Origin of the sequence: Paenibacillus sp. PSB04 (genome assembly GCF_025809195.1) — a bacterium.
In the GTDB taxonomy this organism is placed as follows: Bacteria; Bacillota; Bacilli; order Paenibacillales; family Paenibacillaceae; genus Paenibacillus_AQ; species Paenibacillus_AQ favisporus.
This window is the reverse complement of record NZ_CP081301.1, coordinates 255,634-273,498: the sequence shown is the minus strand read 5'-3', so window position 1 is coordinate 273,498 and position 17,865 is coordinate 255,634. Positions and strand designations below refer to the sequence as shown.

Annotated in this window: 23 protein-coding genes; 18 read left to right on the top strand and 5 right to left on the bottom strand. The window is 42.2% G+C overall.

The annotated features are described in order from the left end of the window. Positions 1 to 75 precede the first annotated feature (75 nt). Together K2F33_RS01455 and K2F33_RS01450 are read right to left on the bottom strand one after the other, a co-directional pair. Entirely contained in the window at positions 76 to 456 is a 381-nt protein-coding gene (locus K2F33_RS01455) for a pepsin/retropepsin-like aspartic protease family protein (protein WP_076173404.1), read from the bottom strand. After that, positions 453 to 713 carry a hypothetical protein gene (locus K2F33_RS01450; protein WP_076173403.1) on the bottom strand — a complete coding sequence of 87 codons (261 nt, stop codon included), beginning with the start codon at positions 711 to 713 and terminating at the stop codon, positions 453 to 455. Before K2F33_RS01450 ends, K2F33_RS01455 begins: the two co-directional genes overlap by 4 nt. Before the next feature lie 651 nt (positions 714 to 1,364). Here K2F33_RS01450 and K2F33_RS01445 point away from each other — a divergent pair. From K2F33_RS01445 to K2F33_RS01395, 11 genes are all read left to right on the top strand, one after another. Next, positions 1,365 to 2,894: a PucR family transcriptional regulator gene (locus tag K2F33_RS01445; protein WP_412973961.1), complete on the top strand. Its 1,530-nt coding sequence runs from the start codon at positions 1,365 to 1,367 to the stop codon at positions 2,892 to 2,894. Positions 2,895 to 3,029: 135 nt separating this feature from the next. Then, positions 3,030 to 4,295 (top strand): cytosine permease, encoded by a 1,266-nt coding sequence (locus K2F33_RS01440; RefSeq protein WP_263880828.1) that lies wholly within the window; start codon positions 3,030 to 3,032, stop codon positions 4,293 to 4,295. Beyond that, positions 4,296 to 5,399 carry an S-methyl thiohydantoin desulfurase family protein gene (locus tag K2F33_RS01435; RefSeq protein WP_263880827.1) on the top strand — a complete coding sequence of 368 codons (1,104 nt, stop codon included), beginning with the start codon at positions 4,296 to 4,298 and terminating at the stop codon, positions 5,397 to 5,399. Next, on the top strand, positions 5,392 to 6,942 hold the full coding sequence (locus tag K2F33_RS01430) for a hydantoinase/oxoprolinase family protein (protein WP_263880826.1): 1,551 nt from the start codon (positions 5,392 to 5,394) through the stop codon (positions 6,940 to 6,942). Before K2F33_RS01435 ends, K2F33_RS01430 begins: the two co-directional genes overlap by 8 nt. A gap of 593 nt (positions 6,943 to 7,535) precedes the next feature. Beyond that, a complete protein-coding gene (locus tag K2F33_RS01425) occupies positions 7,536 to 8,000 on the top strand; it encodes a VOC family protein (protein ID WP_263880825.1) in 465 nt (154 codons plus the stop codon). A 145-nt stretch (positions 8,001 to 8,145) separates the two neighbouring features. Next, the gene (locus tag K2F33_RS01420; protein WP_084204046.1) at positions 8,146 to 8,892 is read left to right on the top strand and encodes a class I SAM-dependent methyltransferase; all 747 of its coding nucleotides are present in this window, start codon (positions 8,146 to 8,148) and stop codon (positions 8,890 to 8,892) included. Between the two features lie 8 nt (positions 8,893 to 8,900). Continuing rightward, positions 8,901 to 9,293, top strand: a complete 393-nt coding sequence (locus K2F33_RS01415; RefSeq protein WP_318672620.1) for a VOC family protein — start codon at positions 8,901 to 8,903, stop codon at positions 9,291 to 9,293. A gap of 64 nt (positions 9,294 to 9,357) precedes the next feature. Further along, positions 9,358 to 9,720, top strand: a complete 363-nt coding sequence (locus K2F33_RS01410; RefSeq protein ID WP_263880824.1) for a VOC family protein — start codon at positions 9,358 to 9,360, stop codon at positions 9,718 to 9,720. 125 nt (positions 9,721 to 9,845) lie between these two features. Further along, complete coding sequence (locus tag K2F33_RS01405) at positions 9,846 to 10,007, top strand: hypothetical protein (RefSeq protein WP_163879033.1); 162 nt, start codon at positions 9,846 to 9,848, stop codon at positions 10,005 to 10,007. Beyond that, positions 9,994 to 10,251: an alpha/beta hydrolase gene (locus K2F33_RS01400; RefSeq protein ID WP_084204045.1), complete on the top strand. Its 258-nt coding sequence runs from the start codon at positions 9,994 to 9,996 to the stop codon at positions 10,249 to 10,251. The genes K2F33_RS01405 and K2F33_RS01400 overlap by 14 nt, the downstream gene beginning before the upstream one ends. Positions 10,252 to 10,399: 148 nt before the next feature. Then, complete coding sequence (locus tag K2F33_RS01395; protein WP_318672619.1) at positions 10,400 to 10,693, top strand: GNAT family N-acetyltransferase; 294 nt, start codon at positions 10,400 to 10,402, stop codon at positions 10,691 to 10,693. Between the two features lie 359 nt (positions 10,694 to 11,052). On the opposite strand, the gene K2F33_RS01390 is transcribed toward K2F33_RS01395, so the two are convergent. Next, positions 11,053 to 11,253: a hypothetical protein gene (locus K2F33_RS01390; RefSeq protein ID WP_263880823.1), complete on the bottom strand. Its 201-nt coding sequence runs from the start codon at positions 11,251 to 11,253 to the stop codon at positions 11,053 to 11,055. A gap of 212 nt (positions 11,254 to 11,465) precedes the next feature. Beyond that, positions 11,466 to 11,693 (bottom strand): DUF6199 family natural product biosynthesis protein, encoded by a 228-nt coding sequence (locus K2F33_RS01385; RefSeq protein ID WP_076173393.1) that lies wholly within the window; start codon positions 11,691 to 11,693, stop codon positions 11,466 to 11,468. A gap of 570 nt (positions 11,694 to 12,263) precedes the next feature. On the opposite strand from K2F33_RS01385, the gene K2F33_RS01380 reads away from it, so the two are divergent. The 4 genes from K2F33_RS01380 to K2F33_RS01365 all read left to right on the top strand — a co-directional run bounded on the left by K2F33_RS01380 (position 12,264) and on the right by K2F33_RS01365 (position 14,970). Next, positions 12,264 to 12,827 carry a GNAT family N-acetyltransferase gene (locus K2F33_RS01380; RefSeq protein ID WP_076173392.1) on the top strand — a complete coding sequence of 188 codons (564 nt, stop codon included), beginning with the start codon at positions 12,264 to 12,266 and terminating at the stop codon, positions 12,825 to 12,827. Positions 12,828 to 13,070: 243 nt separating this feature from the next. Next, positions 13,071 to 13,490: a GNAT family N-acetyltransferase gene (locus tag K2F33_RS01375; RefSeq protein WP_263882265.1), complete on the top strand. Its 420-nt coding sequence runs from the start codon at positions 13,071 to 13,073 to the stop codon at positions 13,488 to 13,490. A gap of 295 nt (positions 13,491 to 13,785) precedes the next feature. Further along, on the top strand, positions 13,786 to 14,238 hold the full coding sequence (locus K2F33_RS01370; RefSeq protein WP_244169356.1) for a pentapeptide repeat-containing protein: 453 nt from the start codon (positions 13,786 to 13,788) through the stop codon (positions 14,236 to 14,238). A gap of 237 nt (positions 14,239 to 14,475) precedes the next feature. Continuing rightward, the gene (locus K2F33_RS01365) at positions 14,476 to 14,970 is read left to right on the top strand and encodes an NUDIX domain-containing protein (protein ID WP_263880822.1); all 495 of its coding nucleotides are present in this window, start codon (positions 14,476 to 14,478) and stop codon (positions 14,968 to 14,970) included. A gap of 42 nt (positions 14,971 to 15,012) precedes the next feature. On the opposite strand, the gene K2F33_RS01360 is transcribed toward K2F33_RS01365, so the two are convergent. Beyond that, positions 15,013 to 15,477 carry an AraC family transcriptional regulator gene (locus tag K2F33_RS01360; RefSeq protein ID WP_212982572.1) on the bottom strand — a complete coding sequence of 155 codons (465 nt, stop codon included), beginning with the start codon at positions 15,475 to 15,477 and terminating at the stop codon, positions 15,013 to 15,015. Between the two features lie 374 nt (positions 15,478 to 15,851). On the opposite strand from K2F33_RS01360, the gene K2F33_RS01355 reads away from it, so the two are divergent. The 3 genes from K2F33_RS01355 (at position 15,852) to K2F33_RS01345 (ending at position 17,811) form a co-directional block, all read left to right on the top strand. Then, on the top strand, positions 15,852 to 16,730 hold the full coding sequence (locus tag K2F33_RS01355; protein ID WP_244879165.1) for an alpha/beta fold hydrolase: 879 nt from the start codon (positions 15,852 to 15,854) through the stop codon (positions 16,728 to 16,730). A 76-nt stretch (positions 16,731 to 16,806) separates the two neighbouring features. Next, the gene (locus tag K2F33_RS01350) at positions 16,807 to 17,274 is read left to right on the top strand and encodes an NUDIX hydrolase (protein ID WP_263880821.1); all 468 of its coding nucleotides are present in this window, start codon (positions 16,807 to 16,809) and stop codon (positions 17,272 to 17,274) included. A gap of 33 nt (positions 17,275 to 17,307) precedes the next feature. Continuing rightward, positions 17,308 to 17,811, top strand: coding sequence for a 2,4'-dihydroxyacetophenone dioxygenase family protein (locus tag K2F33_RS01345; protein ID WP_212982574.1), 504 nt, complete (start codon positions 17,308 to 17,310; stop codon positions 17,809 to 17,811). Positions 17,812 to 17,865 lie beyond the last annotated feature (54 nt).

The following is a 17,865-nucleotide window of genomic DNA, read 5'->3' as shown; positions in this document are numbered from 1 at the left end:
GGCCGGCAACTGATACTGCCTTAAGGTACTCGGGTTCATAGATACAACAACGTTATACGCAAGTTCGTTAAACCTTTATGAAATAACTAATTTCTCAAAATCGATTTTCAACCCATATTTATAAAGAAAGTCGACACCCAATATTGCATCGAAACCATATGGTTCTTTGGTAAGTCCTAGTTGGATAGTAAATTCTTTGAGCAGGATGCTATCAATAAAGAGATCAGAGACCATCTGCTGATAACACAACTCGCTTGAGCCACCAACTCCAAACATCCGAACCGATTTTCCATTGATAAAGTCTATATCTAAGCCGATAGGTTCAACAAGATCAGTATCAAAGATAGTTGTGGAGCATCCGGTATCGAGTAGGACATTATCGAGAAGAGTTGATTTATTCTTGTAAGATAGAGGGAGAGAAACAATAGGCAGACCATTTACAAGATGGATTTTCATCGTAGACCTCTGATTCCGGTAAAGGGCTGTTCAATGACTTCAATATACTCATTTCCGGTGTAGAATATATAGAGTTCCCTAGTAGGCTCTGACAAATGAAGTTTTTTATATGAAGCCCATGCATCCTTAGGGTCGTCATATTCAGAAACAACCGACATTTCTTCAATAGTTCTTTGGTGATTGTTAGAATGAGTGGCAAGAGCTTCAACTAGTACCCATCGATTAGGGTAGATATCACGAACATTACTCCACTTCATACAAGAACACCCCCGAAAGACTTATAGATTAATTGTACAACCCTATTTACAAACAAGCAATGATAGTGAGTTCAAGGAAGAACGAACCAGGGCATAACACTGCTATCCTGCTGAGTCGCGTTCGACCCTTGGTCTGCCCGAGATTTTAAAAGAAGATAATCAGGCAGATAGCCCTGCGAAGCTAATCTTGCGAACCTAGGGCGCAGCCCGCAGCGTTGATACAATAAACGTTATATAAATTCGACTAAGAATATATATGGAAACTTAGTTTAATGAAGGTTAATGATTCTGACAACACACGATCCCGCCTAAAATAAGTGCAATCTAAGGCCGGGTCGCTTCGTGAATGCGGTTGTTTAATAAGAAGTCCTCAACAGGGGATGATATTTGTACGAACCGATTTTTGATGCAGTATCTTAATGGACCAAGCCGAATATGCAATAAATTTCATAGTTGGCAAAGGAACTTACTTGGTTGCTTATCACAACGAGGGTTATACTAATATTATCTATATCAGATGTAGAGAAGTATATGATCAAGCTATCGCACAGATTGAAGTATAGGAGCAGCTTGAATCGACAAAAAAGTGGTGGTTGAATTGGGGTAACCGTTAAAGATTTACTGCAGCTGCCTTCATTTAGAGGATCTCAGGTGGTCACTGGAACAAGCAGGCTTCATCAGACCGTTTCCTCTTTATCTGTTTTAGAGGTGGCGGATGTCAATTTCTTCTCGCAAATTATTCAAACCGTTCAAGAAGAGTGGTATGCTGAAGAGTTGGTCATCAGCTCTTTTTATTCCATAAAAGACAGCGTAGAGCAGCAGTGCAAAACCGTTCAGTACCTGCATGACCTGGGTGAAGTGGGGCTGATTCTGTACTATGTTGGCATTGTAATGCCAGATATCGCTGATGAAGTGCTCGAGCTGGCTGAATCTTTGAATTTTATTATCATTTGCATGCCGAGAAACGATTACTCTCTTCGATATAATGAAGTCATTTATGAAGTCATGGAGGCGATCGTCAGCAATCAGAATGTGAATGAGCATTTCGTGAATGAATCACTGGAAAAGGTATCGCTGCTGCCGGAGCATTTGCGGAGCGTGGAAATTACCCTTAAACTGCTGTCGGACCGGATGAAAGCGAACATCATTCTGACAAACAGCAACCTGGATATCATCAATCGTGTCATGTGGCCGCGCAATTCATCGCTCCCTGTTGCGAATCTGATCCGGTCCATGGCGCCTTCCATTTTGAACGGCAGAACGGGAGAAGGAGAGCTGGATTCGTCCTGCTTTGTTGAATACAAACGTGTTCAGCAAAAAAACGGGGAAGCCCTTTACCTGTTTATCATTAAAGAAAATTCGAAGCTGCCTCCGAAGACAATGGATCAAATCAGCGAGGTGGTGCAGGTGGCCATCAATTTGTGGGGAGATAAGCATAACGAGGTCAGCGAATACGCTCTGGTTAAAGCCATCGTAAATGATGAAAGCGAAAAAATGCGCAGATTGGCCAGTTTGCTGTATATCGACGTTTCCGCCATCCAAATGATGTGGCTCGTTTACATTCAGGATTTGTCGGAGGAACGAAGGATAAGGGAAGACTTAAAAGCGTATCTCTCGCAATATTATAAAACCGCGGTCATTCAAATGATCGATCACTGCATTGTCGTTTTGCTGGGGAATTGTTCCTATAAATACAATGAGTTTGAAATCGCAGCGGAATATATCGAAACCACGAGTCTCATCGCTGAAATATCGAGCATCGTGTATTCTCCGAGGATGCGGAACACGCAGGACGTACGCCGAATGTACCAGCTCGTCAACGAAGCCTCTAAAGAGGTTCACCGCATCTACCATCACCGCAAACTATACACCGCGGCTGAAGTCCGTTCCATGAAACGGGCGATCGATCTAAGCAAACAAGGGGAAGAGATCACGGAAGAATGCTTGTCTGTCCTGGAGCCGTTGTTGGATGACCTTGATGCATTGACAACCCTGATGACGTTTCTTCTGGATGCGAAGGGAAATATGGATGACTGCAGCAAGCTGTTGTTCGTCCACAAAAATACGGTGAAATATCGCATCAAAAAAATTTGCGAGCTCATCGGATATGATGTGACCATCAATTCGGAATCGTACGATGTTTATACCGCCTGCATGGTCTACCGTCTCATCCATAACTAAAAAGTTCCGATGTTTTGTCCAATCAGACAAAAACATCGGATTTTTTTTTGTTTTCTGAAAAAGACGCTGCCCGGCTTCATCTTTTACAATAAGAAAAAACAATTCGAACGAACAAGGTTGAGGAGGGGAGATCATATGAAAGCCGTTAAAGAGCATCAATCATGGTTCAGTCTCGGGATCATCTGGGCCGGCGCGGTCATCAGCATCCCCAGTTTATTGGTGGGAAACACGCTGGTGGCAGGCATGGGATTGTCGAAAGCGCTGCTCGTCACGTTGGTGGGTTACTCCATCATTGTATTGCTCATGATTTTGCAGGGGATTCAAAGCACGGATTTAGGAAGGCCGACGGTTCAGGTTGCAGGGCAGGTGTTCGGCAAACAAGGATCCCGGACAATTCTTTCGATCATTCTCGCCATTGCGTGCCTCGGATGGTTCGGAATTCAGGCGAATGTGTGCGGTGCGGCCTTGGCCAATTTGTTAGCCGTAGGTGGAATGAGTGTCCCGGTTCCGCTGGCTTCTCTCATCTGCGGTCTTGTGATGGTGGTCTCGGCGATCTATGGCGTTAAAGTGCTGCGCGTCATCAGCTATATTGCCGTTCCTTTATTGATTGGGATTAGCGTATTTGGTCTTATCAAAGCATTGACCGGTGAATCCCTGCAGATCATTCAGAATTTCAAGCCACATGGAGCTATGAGCTTTACGGACGGACTGGCGGTAACCCTGGGTTCGTTTGCCTTGGGAGCGGTTATCGCGGGAGATTACTCCCAATTTTCGAGAAAACGGTCCGATGTCCTGAAAGCCGCCCTTTTCGGAATTATCCCAGCAGGCTTGTTGATGATCGGTGCAGGAGCGGTCCTGACGATTGCTTACCAGGCCAGCGATATTACAGCAACCTTTTTGAGCATCACGACTCCGTTTATTGGCGGTGTGGTTTTGATCCTCGCTACCTGGAAAACGAACCTCGTGAATGCCATTTCAGGCGGTTTTGCCTTAATAAACGTGTTCAACGTATCAAAGGAAAAAGAAAAATGGGCCGTCGGCATCGCCGGAACGATCGGGACGGTACTGGCTGTCGTCGGCATACTCAACTATTTTACGCCGATTATGTCCATCCTGTCGGCCATGATTCCGCCGGTGGCAGGCGTGATGATCGCATCTTACTGGGTGCTTGGCAAAGGGGATAAGAGCCGCTGGCATGAGGTCGAAGGCGTGAATATACTGGGCGTCATTTCCTGGCTAGTGGGCGCGGTCATCGCTTGTACCCCTGTTGTGTTATCCCTGTTCCCAAGCCTGCCGCAGGTACCGAATCAGCCGTTGATCGGGATTGTCATTTCTTTTGTCATCTATTATGTAGTCTATCGTTTATCGGCTCGGAAAACAGTCATATTGGAGGAAACGTAAATGAGATATTTAGATCAAGCAGCTGTTGAAAACATCGCCGTCGGCGCAGCATTCTTAGGAACCGGCGGAGGGGGGGACCCTTACATCGGAAAATTGATGGCTCTCTCGGCCATTGAGAAGTTTGGACCAGTAAAACTGTTCTCCGTCGATGAGATTCAGGATGAGGACTTTTTCATTCCGGCCGCGATGATGGGGGCGCCTTCCGTATTAGTTGAGAAATTCCCTAAAGGGGACGAGTTTGTTAAGGTTTTTCAAAAATTAGCGAATTACTTGGGAAAAGAACGGATCGCCGGCACGTTTCCGATGGAAGCGGGAGGCGTTAATTCCATGATCCCCATCGTCGTTGCGGCGCAGCTGGGATTGCCTCTGATCGACTGTGATGGTATGGGACGGGCATTCCCGGAGCTGCAAATGGTCACGTTTAACCTGGATGACATTCCGGCGGCACCGATGGCGATTACGGATGAAAAAGGGAACATCGGCATCTTTGAGACCATTGATAATAAATGGACAGAACGGCTCGCCAGAGTGGCCACTGTCGAAATGGGGGCCAGTGCTTTAGTCAGCCTATACCCGGCAACGGGTGCGCAAATCAAGCAGAGCAGCGTTCATCATATCGTGACCCTGTCCGAACAGATCGGAGCCATCATTACATCGAAGAATCGGGACGCGGGCGACAAGCTTCAAGAACTGCTGAACCTGGTGTCCGGCTATGAACTTTTCCAAGGCAAAATTGTGGATGTCATCCGGGAAACCAAGGGAGGATTTAACCTCGGCCAGATGCATCTTGAAGGAATCGAGGCGTTTAAAGGCGGCGAGATGAAGGTTCATTTTCAAAATGAAAACCTGATTGCTGAAAAGAATGGTCAAGTGGTAGCGATGACCCCCGATTTGATCTGTCTGGTTGATTACGAAACCTTGTCGCCGGTAACTACGGAGAGCCTGAAATACGGTAAACGCGTACGGGTGGTTGGACTGCCCGCTCATGAAAAGTGGAGAACGGAAAAGGGAGTCCAGACGGTTGGACCAAGATACTTCGGATATGATTACGATTATGTTGCGATTGAGGAACTGGTGAAAAAGGCGGTGGCTGAGAATGTATAGAATTGGGATTGATGTAGGCGGCACCAACACAGATGCCATCATATTGGATGAGAATCATCATTTGATTCATGCGGTTAAATCCCCAACAAGTTTAGATATTAAAACAGGAATTGAAACCTCGCTCCGGAATTTGCTGCAGGAATCGAATATTGATAAAACCCAAATCACGCATGCCATGTTAGGCACGACGCAGTGCACGAATGCCATTGTTGAGCGCAAAAAGCTGGCGCAAGTCGGCGTCATTCGTCTGGGTTACCCGGCAACGGCTTCCGTTGCTCCGTACACGTCCTGGCCTGAGGATATGGTTCAGAAGCTGTCGGGTAAATATGCGCTCGTTCATGGCGGATATGAATATGACGGCCAAGTGCTTGGAGAAGTCGATGAAGCGGAAATTACAGCTCTTTTAGAAGATTGGGGGAGCAGTGTCGAGTCCATCGCAGTTATTGGTGTGTTTTCATCCATTAAAAATGATCAGGAGCTTCAGATTCGCGATCTCATCCATCAAGTATACGGACCTGAATTCCCTGTTTCCTGTTCTTCATTGATTGGTTCTGTCGGCTTAATTGAACGGGAGAATGCGACCATACTGAACGCAGCCTTATGCAAGGTGATTGAAACGACGACCCAAGGATTTGTGCAGGCGTTGGAAGAAGAGGGCATCACAGACGCAGCGGTGTTCCTATGCCAGAATGACGGTACCCTGATGTCGATCGATTACGCTAAGCAATTTCCGATTCTAACCATTGCCTGCGGGCCGACGAACAGCATACGCGGTGCCTCTTATTTGGCGAAGATCAAAGATACGATGGTTCTCGACGTGGGAGGGACGACATCGGACATCGGGGTATTGCAGGACGGCTTCCCGAGAGAATCCTCGGTTGCGGTCGAGGTTGGCGATATCCGCACGAATTTCCGCATGCCGGATATTATCTCCGTCGGGCTGGGCGGCGGAAGTATTGTGCGCTCGGAGAACGGCAAAATTACAGTTGGCCCTGACAGCGTAGGATACAAGATTGGACAGGAAGCGCTGGTTTTTGGCGGGCATACGCTGACGACAACCGACATTGCCGTTCGGCTGGGCCTCGCGGATGTCGGGGATAAGAGCTTGGTAGCGCATCTGGATGAAGACTTTGCAAAAAATGTGCAAGCTGAAATTGCAGCCATTATTGAGCAGGCCATTGATAAAATGAAGACATCCTCGGGAGACGTTGAGCTTGTTTTGGTAGGCGGCGGCAGTGTCGTTATCCCGGACACGATTCGCGGGGTATCCCATATGATTAAGCCTGAGAACGGGGGCGTAGCCAACGCCATTGGCGCGTGTATCGCTCAAATCAGCGGACAATATGAACAAATTTATATTTATTCTACAGAGCCCCGTGAGGATTCATTAAGAGATGCGCAAGAAAAAGCCGTGAAGCAGGCGGTGCTGGCTGGCGCTGATCCGGCAACGGTTGAGCTTGTGGAAGTGGAAGAAACCCCGCTGGCTTATCATCCGGGCAATGCGACGAGACTGAGAGTGAAAGTCGTAGGAAACATGAAGTAGATGAGAGGCTTCACACGAGTTCATACGACTTGTGTGAGGCTCTTTTTTTGTTAAGAGATCAGAAAGTATAAGTTCCAGAGCTTTTGCTTCCTGATCTCGCAAGAAAAACTTCCGCTAAACGCGGTCTGTCTTCTTTGAAGGTATGTCGATAGACGTTTTTGTTAAGAGATCAGAAAGTATAAGTTTCAGAGCTTCTGCTTCCTGATCTCGCAAGAAAAACTTCCACTAAACGCGGTCTGTCTTCTTTGAAGGTACGTCGATAGACGTTTTTCTTATCCATATAGTGCAACGAGATGAGCAAAAAAGAGATCTCACGCATTCTATAAGAACGCTTGTACGAAAATGCCAATAAAGATAAAATATAACTATAATTGAATCTTAGGTGGGCATGGTCTTCATTCTTGCTCTTTTTACATACATTATAATAACAACAGAGAAACCCACCCAAAGGTTGAGGCCGAAGGTGGGTTTTGTTCTTGTACGACTTCGAATGGAATAAACCATCCAAGCCAATTGTACTGACCAAGTGTTCGCAGCACTTGGTCTTTATTACATAAATATTGATTGCCGATGATGAGAGGGAGGAATTGAATATGAACGCAAATGAGGGAAACGAAGTAGAAGAAGTCCTGGAAGACATTACGGGTATCACTTGTATTTACGTGCCAGTAAATGATGTTTACGAGTCTATTCAATGGTACCAAAAGAATTTAGGGTACCAACCCGCAAACAACGACCTTGTTGAGCCTGGAATGAAGATGGCTGTATTGAATCTTCCCGATCGTAATGGAAACCTGCCTTCCCCTGGTTTAAGGCAAGTCGTACCTGCATTGTTCCTTCACCAATCGGCCGAAGAAGGCGGTCGATTACGTTTTTCATGGTCATTGGACAACGGCAAACCCCATGCAATGGCATGCTTTATTACTCCGAGAATTCAAGAACTCTCTAAACGATTCAAGGAAAACGGAGTGAACATTTTAGGTGAACGAGTGACAAGCGGACCGAACATAACGTTCGCAGATCCTGACGGTAACATATGGGAAGTGTGGCAGCCCTAATTGAAGAACGAGTATAAGAGAGCTGCTCCGCGAATGACAGCAAATTTTCGTTGAAAAAGGAGATCTCGTACAACAGCATAATTGCGCCGTGGGGCATTCGCCCTTCGGTTTGGCCGAGGGTATCGATGAAGAGGAGGTCAATAGGTTGAATAAGCATCATGTTCATGAAACAAACAGCTTCTATTGGGATACGAAAGGAAATGACTTCTTAAGAGCCATCGTGCTTCCTTATTATGGAGCCTTTGTTTCAGAAGAAAAATGCCAACTTTTTGGCGATGTTTCCGGAAAAAAGATGTTAGAGATTGGTTGTGGAAACGGTCAATCCTTGCAATATCACGGGGATCGCAATGCATCTGAGCTATGGGGGATCGATATATCAGAAAAACAAATTGAAAAGGCAAAGCAGCATTTGACGGCGTGCGGCCTGTCAGCAAAATTGATCTGTTCTCCCATGGAAGAAGAGTGTGGCATACCCGCAGATTATTTTGACGTTGTTTATTCAATTTACGCCATAGGCTGGACAACCGACCTTGAAGGCACTTTTTGCCGGATCGCTTCTTATTTAAAAAAAGACGGCATATTTATTTTCAGCTGGTCTCATCCTATACACCGATGTGTTGTTCAAGAAAATAATAGATTTGCTATTAACAAGCCTTATTTCGATGAATCCTGGTATTCGGTATCTCCAGATTTTTGTCAAGGCGAACTAACCTTATCTGACCGTAAATTATCAACCTACATCAATGCGTTGGCGAAAGCAGGGTTTGTTATTGAACAAATGATTGAAGAAACTGACAATGAAATCATACAATTGCACGATGCAAATGATGATTTGGTAAAAAGAGCGAAGATGTTTCCGGTCACCTTCGTGATCAAAGCAAGAAAACTTTAAAATAGGGGCTGATTAAAATAAACATCAATCGTTTAGATCATTTAGTGTTGACTGTTTCGAATATTGATCAAACCTGTGAATTCTATTCTCGGGTTTTAGGAATGCGAACTGTAACATTTGGAGAAGGACGAAAGGCATTGCATTTTGGGCAGCAGAAAATAAACCTACATGAAGCAGGCAAAGAGTTTGAACCAAAAGCGAAAACGCCTATGCCAGGCACTGCTGATTTATGTTTTATAACAGACGATCCTATACCCGATGTCATTCGCCATTTAGAATATTGCAATGTAATGATTGAGGAAGGTCCTGTATTGAGAACAGGGGCATTAGGATCGATCACGTCCGTTTATCTAAGAGATCCAGATGGGAATTTAATCGAAATCTCTAATTACAATTCGTGAATATGAGAACGTTACATGTATGAACGAAGTGATATATTAAAAAATTTTCAAAAGGAGCATTGATATGGTAAAACGATTTCATCATGCCCAAATCACAATTCCGAAGGGAAAAGAAGAAGAGGCCAGGAACTTCTATTGTGGAATTCTGAAACTGGAAGAGATCTCAAAACCGGAATCACTAGTTGGTCGAGGCGGCTTTTGGGTTCAGGTAGGAGAACAACAATTACATGTTGGAACTGAAGATGGAGTGGATCGTTTACAAACGAAAGCCCATCTAGCGTATGAAGTCGAAAACCTAAAAGAAATGGAAAAGCTGCTTCACAATAACGGTATTGAGATACTGGAATCTGTAGCAATACCAGGATATGAAAGATTCGAATTCAGGGATCCTTTTGGCAATCGGGTTGAGTTTATTAAACCAATTTAAAAAGATGTAATTTCAAAGGCATTTTAAAGGTGAAAATAAAGAAGTACATGATCTGAGGTGTTACAAAGTTCCTTCGTTTAACAAAGCGCTGCAGCGTCGATTTAACAAAAATAAGGAGTTAATTTATGAATAATAGTGAGTTCACTGTTGGCTGGGGAACACTTGCATTAATTAATGCAGGATTAGCACAAGGAAAGAACAGAAGCGGACTTCATTGGTTTCTAATATCATTATTAATTGGACCATTAGCAACGCTATTCATCGTGGTATGGGATAGGAAAGATTAATAGCTTTGTAGGGAATATCGAGAAAGCCGATTCATCTGATAACACTGCAGCAGTCAACTCGAGGGTAAATGCAGCCGGTTTGGAGTGGATGATGGACATGGAGCGGATCGGCATTATGGGACATTCCTTTGGTGGGGCTACGGCGTTTGATGCGTCCTACACGGACGACCGGCTCAAGGCGGGAATCGATATGGACGGGACGGTTTGTGGTTCAACTATGAAATTCACGCAAAGTAAATATTAAATCATATCAGAAGGGGCATCTATATGATCTGTAAGGTTAGTGATTTATCAGATCAAGTTCTCTATGAATTTCTATCCTATTGTATGAGCCCGGTTGCTGAAAGGATCGAGACCGAATGTAGTAATTACAAGACAAGAAAGACAGAGAACTGTATGGAATATATTTAAATAACACATTAAGAGGGATTATTGGATTAATTCAAGGCGAATCAGAAACTGAGTTAAAACATATTGCAATACATCCTGAATTTAGATTGCAGGGGTTGGGAAGTAAGTTAATAGAATTCGTAATTAAATCAACAGAAATCAATAAATTAGTGGCGGAAACTGATAAGGATGCTGTGAATTTTTATAAAAAGAAGGGCTTTAAAATTATAAGTTTAGGAGAAAAATATCCAGGGGTAGAACGATTTAAATGCGAGTATAGTAACAACTCATTGTAGGGGCTCGTGGAAAGATATGAACATTCCATAACAATGTATCCATGTTGCATCGCTAACAGTAAGCAGCAGGCAACCCAGAGAACCTATCAGAGTTGCGACGACCATTACAGACCTTTAGGTTTTCGGGTTCGTAGATGATAAAGAAGCACTAGTTCGAGGATCAATAGTTAGAAACAAAAAAGTTAAACTAAGTGTCTTAGAATTATTAATAAATGACGATGACGAAGAAATTAGGAGCATAGCTAAAGAAAGAATATTAATGGGCGAATATAAAGAATAGCTATGATTAGTCCAGTCTGACCGGGCGACAAAGTCTTGATATCTCCTACAGGTCAAATTATGATCCACTATTAATTCACTCATTCCTTTTTTTTGAAGAAATCGTACTTGATCACAAAATCAAAGAGAGCCGTAATTGCAATTGCTCCAAGTGGAATCATTAAGTATGCCCATGGCGGATGATCTGGAACTTCACCAGGTGGTGCTTCGATTAATATCCCATAAAGGACAAAACAATAAATAATGGCCAACACAACACCTGTCAAGTTTCTGTTTTTCATAGCTGTTTTTCACCTCCAGGCCGAACATCATTTCATGTCTCGGCGGGCCATTCGTCATGCCGGCGGTCGAGTACATAAGAGACGAGCAACCTTGTCGTACCGATACCCTTTGCTTTTTTTGTACGATTGCTTTTGGCAAACCATACATATATAAATAAGAGGGACAAAGAGATCGGACACTGCTCGTATAAATAACTTGGCTTACTGAGAGCTTAATATATAAATATTAATAGAATTCCAATTGCAAAGAAAAATGAACCGATCACGATCGCTATAAACCCACCAAATTTTCGGGCTTCAATGTAGGCGTCACTTGGCTCGGAGTCACCTTTCACTTTCCACGCTTCATTCATACTCCAACCAAACGTGGGTTTAATGCGACTAAGGATACCGAGTGCAATAAATATAGCACCGAAAATAATGAAGGTTGCTTGAACCATGTTAAATCAGCTCCTTTTTATATAAGACGCTTAGGAGCTACTTGAAGTTCCGCTTAACAAATATTGACTAACTAACGGACCGATGGGAGAACGCAACTTAATGTTTAATGAGTTGGGGGTTCCGCGGTCGCCAAAAAGTAGGATCCAATTAACCCGATTTCGATAATTACAAAAATGAGCACTACCAGCAGGAAAATTTTTTTACCACTCATGTTATTACCTCCCGAAGCAGAAGTTAGATTGTCCAAGATGCCGGGGCCGAAATTTATGAATTAAAAGCAAACCATATGATCAAATAAACTAACCCATAGATGGCGATTAATCCAAATACACAGATAAGCACGATCAAGAGCACAAGTTTTTTACCATTCATGGATGCACCTCACTGTAGACCTTAGCACATAGTAGGGGGATTATTCCATCAATAACCACTAACAATCAATCATCAAATGCAAAAGACTTCTTATTAACATTTGGGACTGACGCCCCTCAGTCTTCCAATGTATAATCATGGAAGATGTCCCGGATGACACAAAAAGCTATAAAAACCCATAAACCGGAGGATCCAATATGCCTTTTAAAGATGCATTTACTTCTTTCCCTAAGCTTGAAACTGACAGATTTATATTGAGAGAATTACGTTCGGAAGATGCCGAGGCATATTACACTTATTTCTCAGATCATGAAGTAACAAAATACTGGGGATATCCAGGGCCCAAAAATATCGAGACAGCCTCCAAGACATTTACGCGGTTTCAAAACGCATTTACTAGAAAAGAAATGATCACTTGGGGAATAGCTTCCAAAGATGAGGAGCAAATTATTGGGACATGCATTTTGAACGATTTTGTGAGAGGATCCATGGTTAACTTATCCTACAACTTATCAAGAGATTATTGGGGAAAAGGGATCATGACCGAAGTGCTCAAAACGATTATTCCGTTTGGATTTAATGAGCTGGATATAAACCGAATACAAGCTAAAGTCATGCCGGAAAACCATTCGTCTGTAAATCTTTTAACAAAGTTGGGTTTTGTGCAGGAGGGTTTGCTTCGGGACTATATATTTGGTGAGTTCATCACGGATACATTGATATTCTCCATGCTGAAGAAAGATTCTATTACAGCTGCGTAGCTGCGGTTTTTTAGTTTAGAACATATATCGTTTGCAGAAAATAATCAATTTCAAGGGAAGCAACTCAACAGACAAACCTGCACCGACTACTCGCTCTGCTGCCGGCCAACTCGAACTTATTCACCCCAGAGATCTTCCATGTGTCTATTTCATCCGCGACATTCTGCTGCTTGAAGGAGTTTCATCATATCCTTTATTATGTTTATATAACTCATAATTTTTTGTAGATAGGGGATTGATCTTATAATTATCAGAGAAGCAAGTAAAATAGACTACCCTCAGTTAAGACAAATATATCTTGAATCACGCCGCAAGAGCTTTCACTGGGCGAATACAGAAGAAATGAATTTAGATGATTTTGATAGAGATACAACTGAGGAATTTATACTATTAGCTGAAGAACATTCCCGAATCCTTGGTTTCGCATCTTTATATTTACCTGAGAACTTTATTCATAATTTATTTGTACACCCCGATTTTAGCGGCAAAGGGGTTGGTACTCAATTAGTTAACCATGCTATAGAAAAAATGGGTAAGCCCGTAAAATTAAAGTGTGTATCTGAAAATCATAAAGCATTAGGTTTCTATGAAAAAAGTGGATGGAAGAAGGTTGTTGAAGAAGGAAAACCCGGAGAGAAGTATTGGGTTTTAATATATGAATAATAAAAATATGGAGATCTTTAGTAAGAAGATCGTTTAGCGGGCTGACGTCTTGTCTTTATTCGAAGAAGCGGCCCATTACATCACACTTCGGGGCTGACGCCCCTTGGTTGTCAGATGTATAATCATGGAAGATGAAAGATGGTTCAGACAACACACGACCCGGCCTAAGATAGGAGTTATCTAAGGCCGGGTCGTGTCGTTCATTCGGTAAACGTTACATTGAAACAAGTATGATTCCTACTATTAAACATCATTGAAATTCACATACAAACCTAAATTGAAAAGGAGAATGAGCATGAGCATGAGCATGGGATTAGAAGTTGCAAAGATGGAATTGGAGATGAAAGACATTTCAGGATCTAAGTTCAAGGAAGTTAATGCGGAGGGTTTAGATTTTGATAATGTTAATTTATCAAAATCTAAGATTAATAATGCAAATATGAGTGGAATGACTTTAAATGACGTTAATGCTAGTGAGGTTGAAATTAGAAATGCTAACCTATCCGCCACTTCAGTTCAGCATGCAAATATGAGTCATATGAAGGTAGATCATGTACACCTATTCGGGACTGAGTTTGTAAATATTGTTTTGCCTCAGGAAGGTGACAGAAATTATGATCCAAACGGAGATTATAAGCCTATAGTGTTTCATAATTGTAATCTGAGCAATATGGAGATAAATAACTGTGACATTACCGGCCTAAAGATCAACGGGATACTAATAGAAGAGCTGCTTAAGAACAAATGATAAATTTTTTGTGAGTAACTCGAAGACGGCACTGGCACACAGATAACGTAGTGTTCTCGCTGCGGATCGGCTTACGCCGATCTTTGGTTCGCCCGGGGAGACTTGTAGGGGAGCTGAATCAGCGGACGCATCGATCTTCCTTAGATAGGAGCATTCTAAGGAGGATCGACTTCGTGAATACGAGAGCCTCAGGTAAAAGTAACAAATATTCACCAATAACTTAATGAGGTGTCATAGATGATTAGAAATACTGCCCGGGCACTGATTATTCAAGACGGACTGTTACTTGCGATAAAAAAAGAACGTCCTGAAGTTGGAGTGTATTATACTTTGCCAGGAGGGGCTCAGGAGATAGGCGAAACGATAGAGCAGACATTACAACGTGAATGCTTAGAAGAACTAGGAATTGATGTTGCAGAACACAAGTTTATTTGTATTAGAGAATACATATCAAAAAATCATGAGTACTCTTTTATCATGAAGGAAGTACATGCAGTAGAGTTTATTTATGAATGCAGGATCAAAGCGACTGATACTTTTGTCAGCTCACAGGCTGATATTGGGCAAATCGGAATGGAGTGGATACCCACTGAAAGTATAAAACAATCTGTATCCGCGTCAGACCAATTATCAAAAACTTATCAATTCCCTGAAACAACAAGGGACTTTTTTAGAGAATACTTTAGAGATCAAGGCTTAGAACTATATCGAAGTAAGAATTATGAAAGTTAATCATAACCATCAAGGCAGTGGAGTTTGTTATCATACGCTGGACTATAACGCTTTTACAGGTATACATATCTCGCAATAATGGTTATACAACATATCACCAATGTATCTTTCGAATATAGGTTTGTTGTCTATTTGATATCCGCTACGATTTAACGCAGGAAAAATATCAGCCCACGCTTTTTGAATATCCTCGGCTGTATGCTTCACCTTATAGGTAACATAATGTCCACCATCGAGTTCAGTTTCGAAAATGTTATGATCCGTGTCATCTATCCGATAATCGTCTGGAATAACAATACAAGCATCATACCGACAGTTCTCAGGAGGTGTAGTTTCCGGATTATCTTGGGCAATTCCAAGCAGTATGGATGATCCGTTGAGTAAATTTTTTTCTGCAGCCCATTTCTTTAACGCTTCCATTGCTTGGATGTTCTGAGGACCGTATGGACCTACTTGGCGCACAAAAGCAATGCGGGTTTTTGGCATCATTTCAAATTTAATAACCATGATTTCATTCCTCCCTGGATGATATTGGATACACAACGCATGCTAACATGATATAAAAATATATTCATTAGTTTTTTCGAGTACCCATTAGGTTTAAGCGCAAGCGGGAGGAAAATCAGGCATTCAATCGAATATAGTGAAGGTATTGAACGGATGCGCAATAAGATCACAGGTCATATAAACCAGTGTCTTCACCTAACATAAGATTCACGCTACGTTCATTTTCCTTAAATTGGGAGAATGTGGAAGTGCAGTGAAATCGCTCATCATCACAGACGCCTACCTGAGATAAAGCTATCTAAGGTGGGCGTTCGTCGTAAATCCACAAAATGTTATCGGAAATTGCCGCACAATCATTTGTGTAAGGGGGTTGCATGATGGAAAGATATAAGCATCCATTAGGTAAACAACTGATTTATGATTCGTACGAATTATTGCTGGATTCATGGGGAACGAAATATGAAGAAAGAGACGTGGATACTACATATGGTCTAACCCATGTCATTACTGCGGGGGATCCGCAAAGTCCACCTTTGTTGCTTTTCCATGGAACAGCCGATAATTCAGCCATGATGTGGATTTATAACGTCAAAGTGCTGTCAGAGAAATTCTATATCATTGCTGTTGATGCGATAGGTGGTTCAGGGAAAAGCGAACCCAATACTCATTATTATAAAAGCTTCAACCAAGTCACTTGGATTGATGACCTTTTAAGTAACTTACAAATACATGCTGTAAACATCTGCGGAGTGTCATATGGTGCTTACTTGGCTTACCACTATACGATGAAAAGGCCAATGAACGTCGATAAGGCCGTTTGTTTAGCGGGTAGAATTCCTTCCAGCCAATTTGAGGTCATTACTAAGATGATGGCAGCGTTTTTTCCTGAGGCATTATTTCCATCTGAACGTAATTGCAAAAAATTACTGAGAAAACTGAGCGGAACCAATTTCTCGACATTTGAAGATAACGATGTGTTGATGAAGCACTGGTATTATTTGTTGAAGCATTTTAACAATAAATCCATGATGCAGCACAAGATTGAAATTAATGCGGATACAGAATTATCAGTTCTGAAAGACAAAGTCTTGTTTTTGATTGGTCAATATGACAGGTTAACCAATTATCCAAAAGCAATAAAGAGATTAGAAGATAACAAACTAAATTACAAAATCATTAACAATGCAGGACATGCAATTAACCATGAGCAAGCTGATGTAATTAACAAAGAGATTATTGAATTTTTGGCATAAAGATCATTAGTATATTTGAAGATGTTGGAGACACCCTTACCCAAAACCACGGTAATGAATCCAGGGAGGGATAAGCATGCTAAAATTGATTAATGAACTTCCGACAGATTTCCCAATTGCTGGAGTCCACTGCGTACCCGTATTTGATAACGGCAATCTGATGATGGTTTGGGATCGAGAAGAGAAAGTACTTACTACCATTGGTGGAAGACTCGAAGAGAATGAATCCACACAAGAGGGTTTAGAGCGAGAAGCTTTAGAAGAAGCAGGGATAGAACTAGCTGAGGTAAGAATACCGTTTGCCAGCTGGTTTTGGAAGGAAACCAATTCGTATACCGTATATTTTCTAACTCAAGTTAATAAATTCGTGAGTATACCTGCAGGATTTGAAAAGACAGGTTACATCATAACAAATTTTGAAACGGCGATAGACATGATAATGAACATCGAAGGAAGAGGAGAACGAATTGAAATCATCAGAAGAGCAGGTATATTGGCGGGTCATCTCGATCAAGAAAGCAACAGCAGATCATTCTTGCGGTGATTCAGACCGTTATCATAAAAGGAGACCTATACCATGAATCCATTGATTAAAGATGCTGTAGTAAAATTAGCAGAGAATCTCCAATTACCCGAAAGGGTCTTTGATATTGAAGATTTACCGTGGGTTCCTTTTGATGAGGGGAAAGAAGCAAATTGTTATTTTAAACCTCTTCGATTTGACCTTGCCACCGGCACCTGGATATACCTCTTTAAAATAAAGAGCAATCAAGTGCTGACACGCCACCGGCATACTGGAGGATCTGTGATAGGATACAACATTCAAGGGCAATGGAGATATGAAGGACGTCATTGGATGGCGAAACCAGGAACCTTCATTTTTGAACCGCCTGGAGATATTCATACGCTTATTACTGAAGATGAAGAGGTCATTACTTTATTCATTTTGGGCGGATCCTTGCAATATTTCGATCAAGACAATCAAGTTATTGGTCAAGATGATATTTTTACAGTACTCAAAAAATATAGAGATTATTGTGATGAGAATGGAATCGAAGTGCGTGAAGATCTTGTTTATTAGGAGTTGAGGTGCTTAAGACAATGAACCAATTTCAAATGAAGCTGGGGATATTTT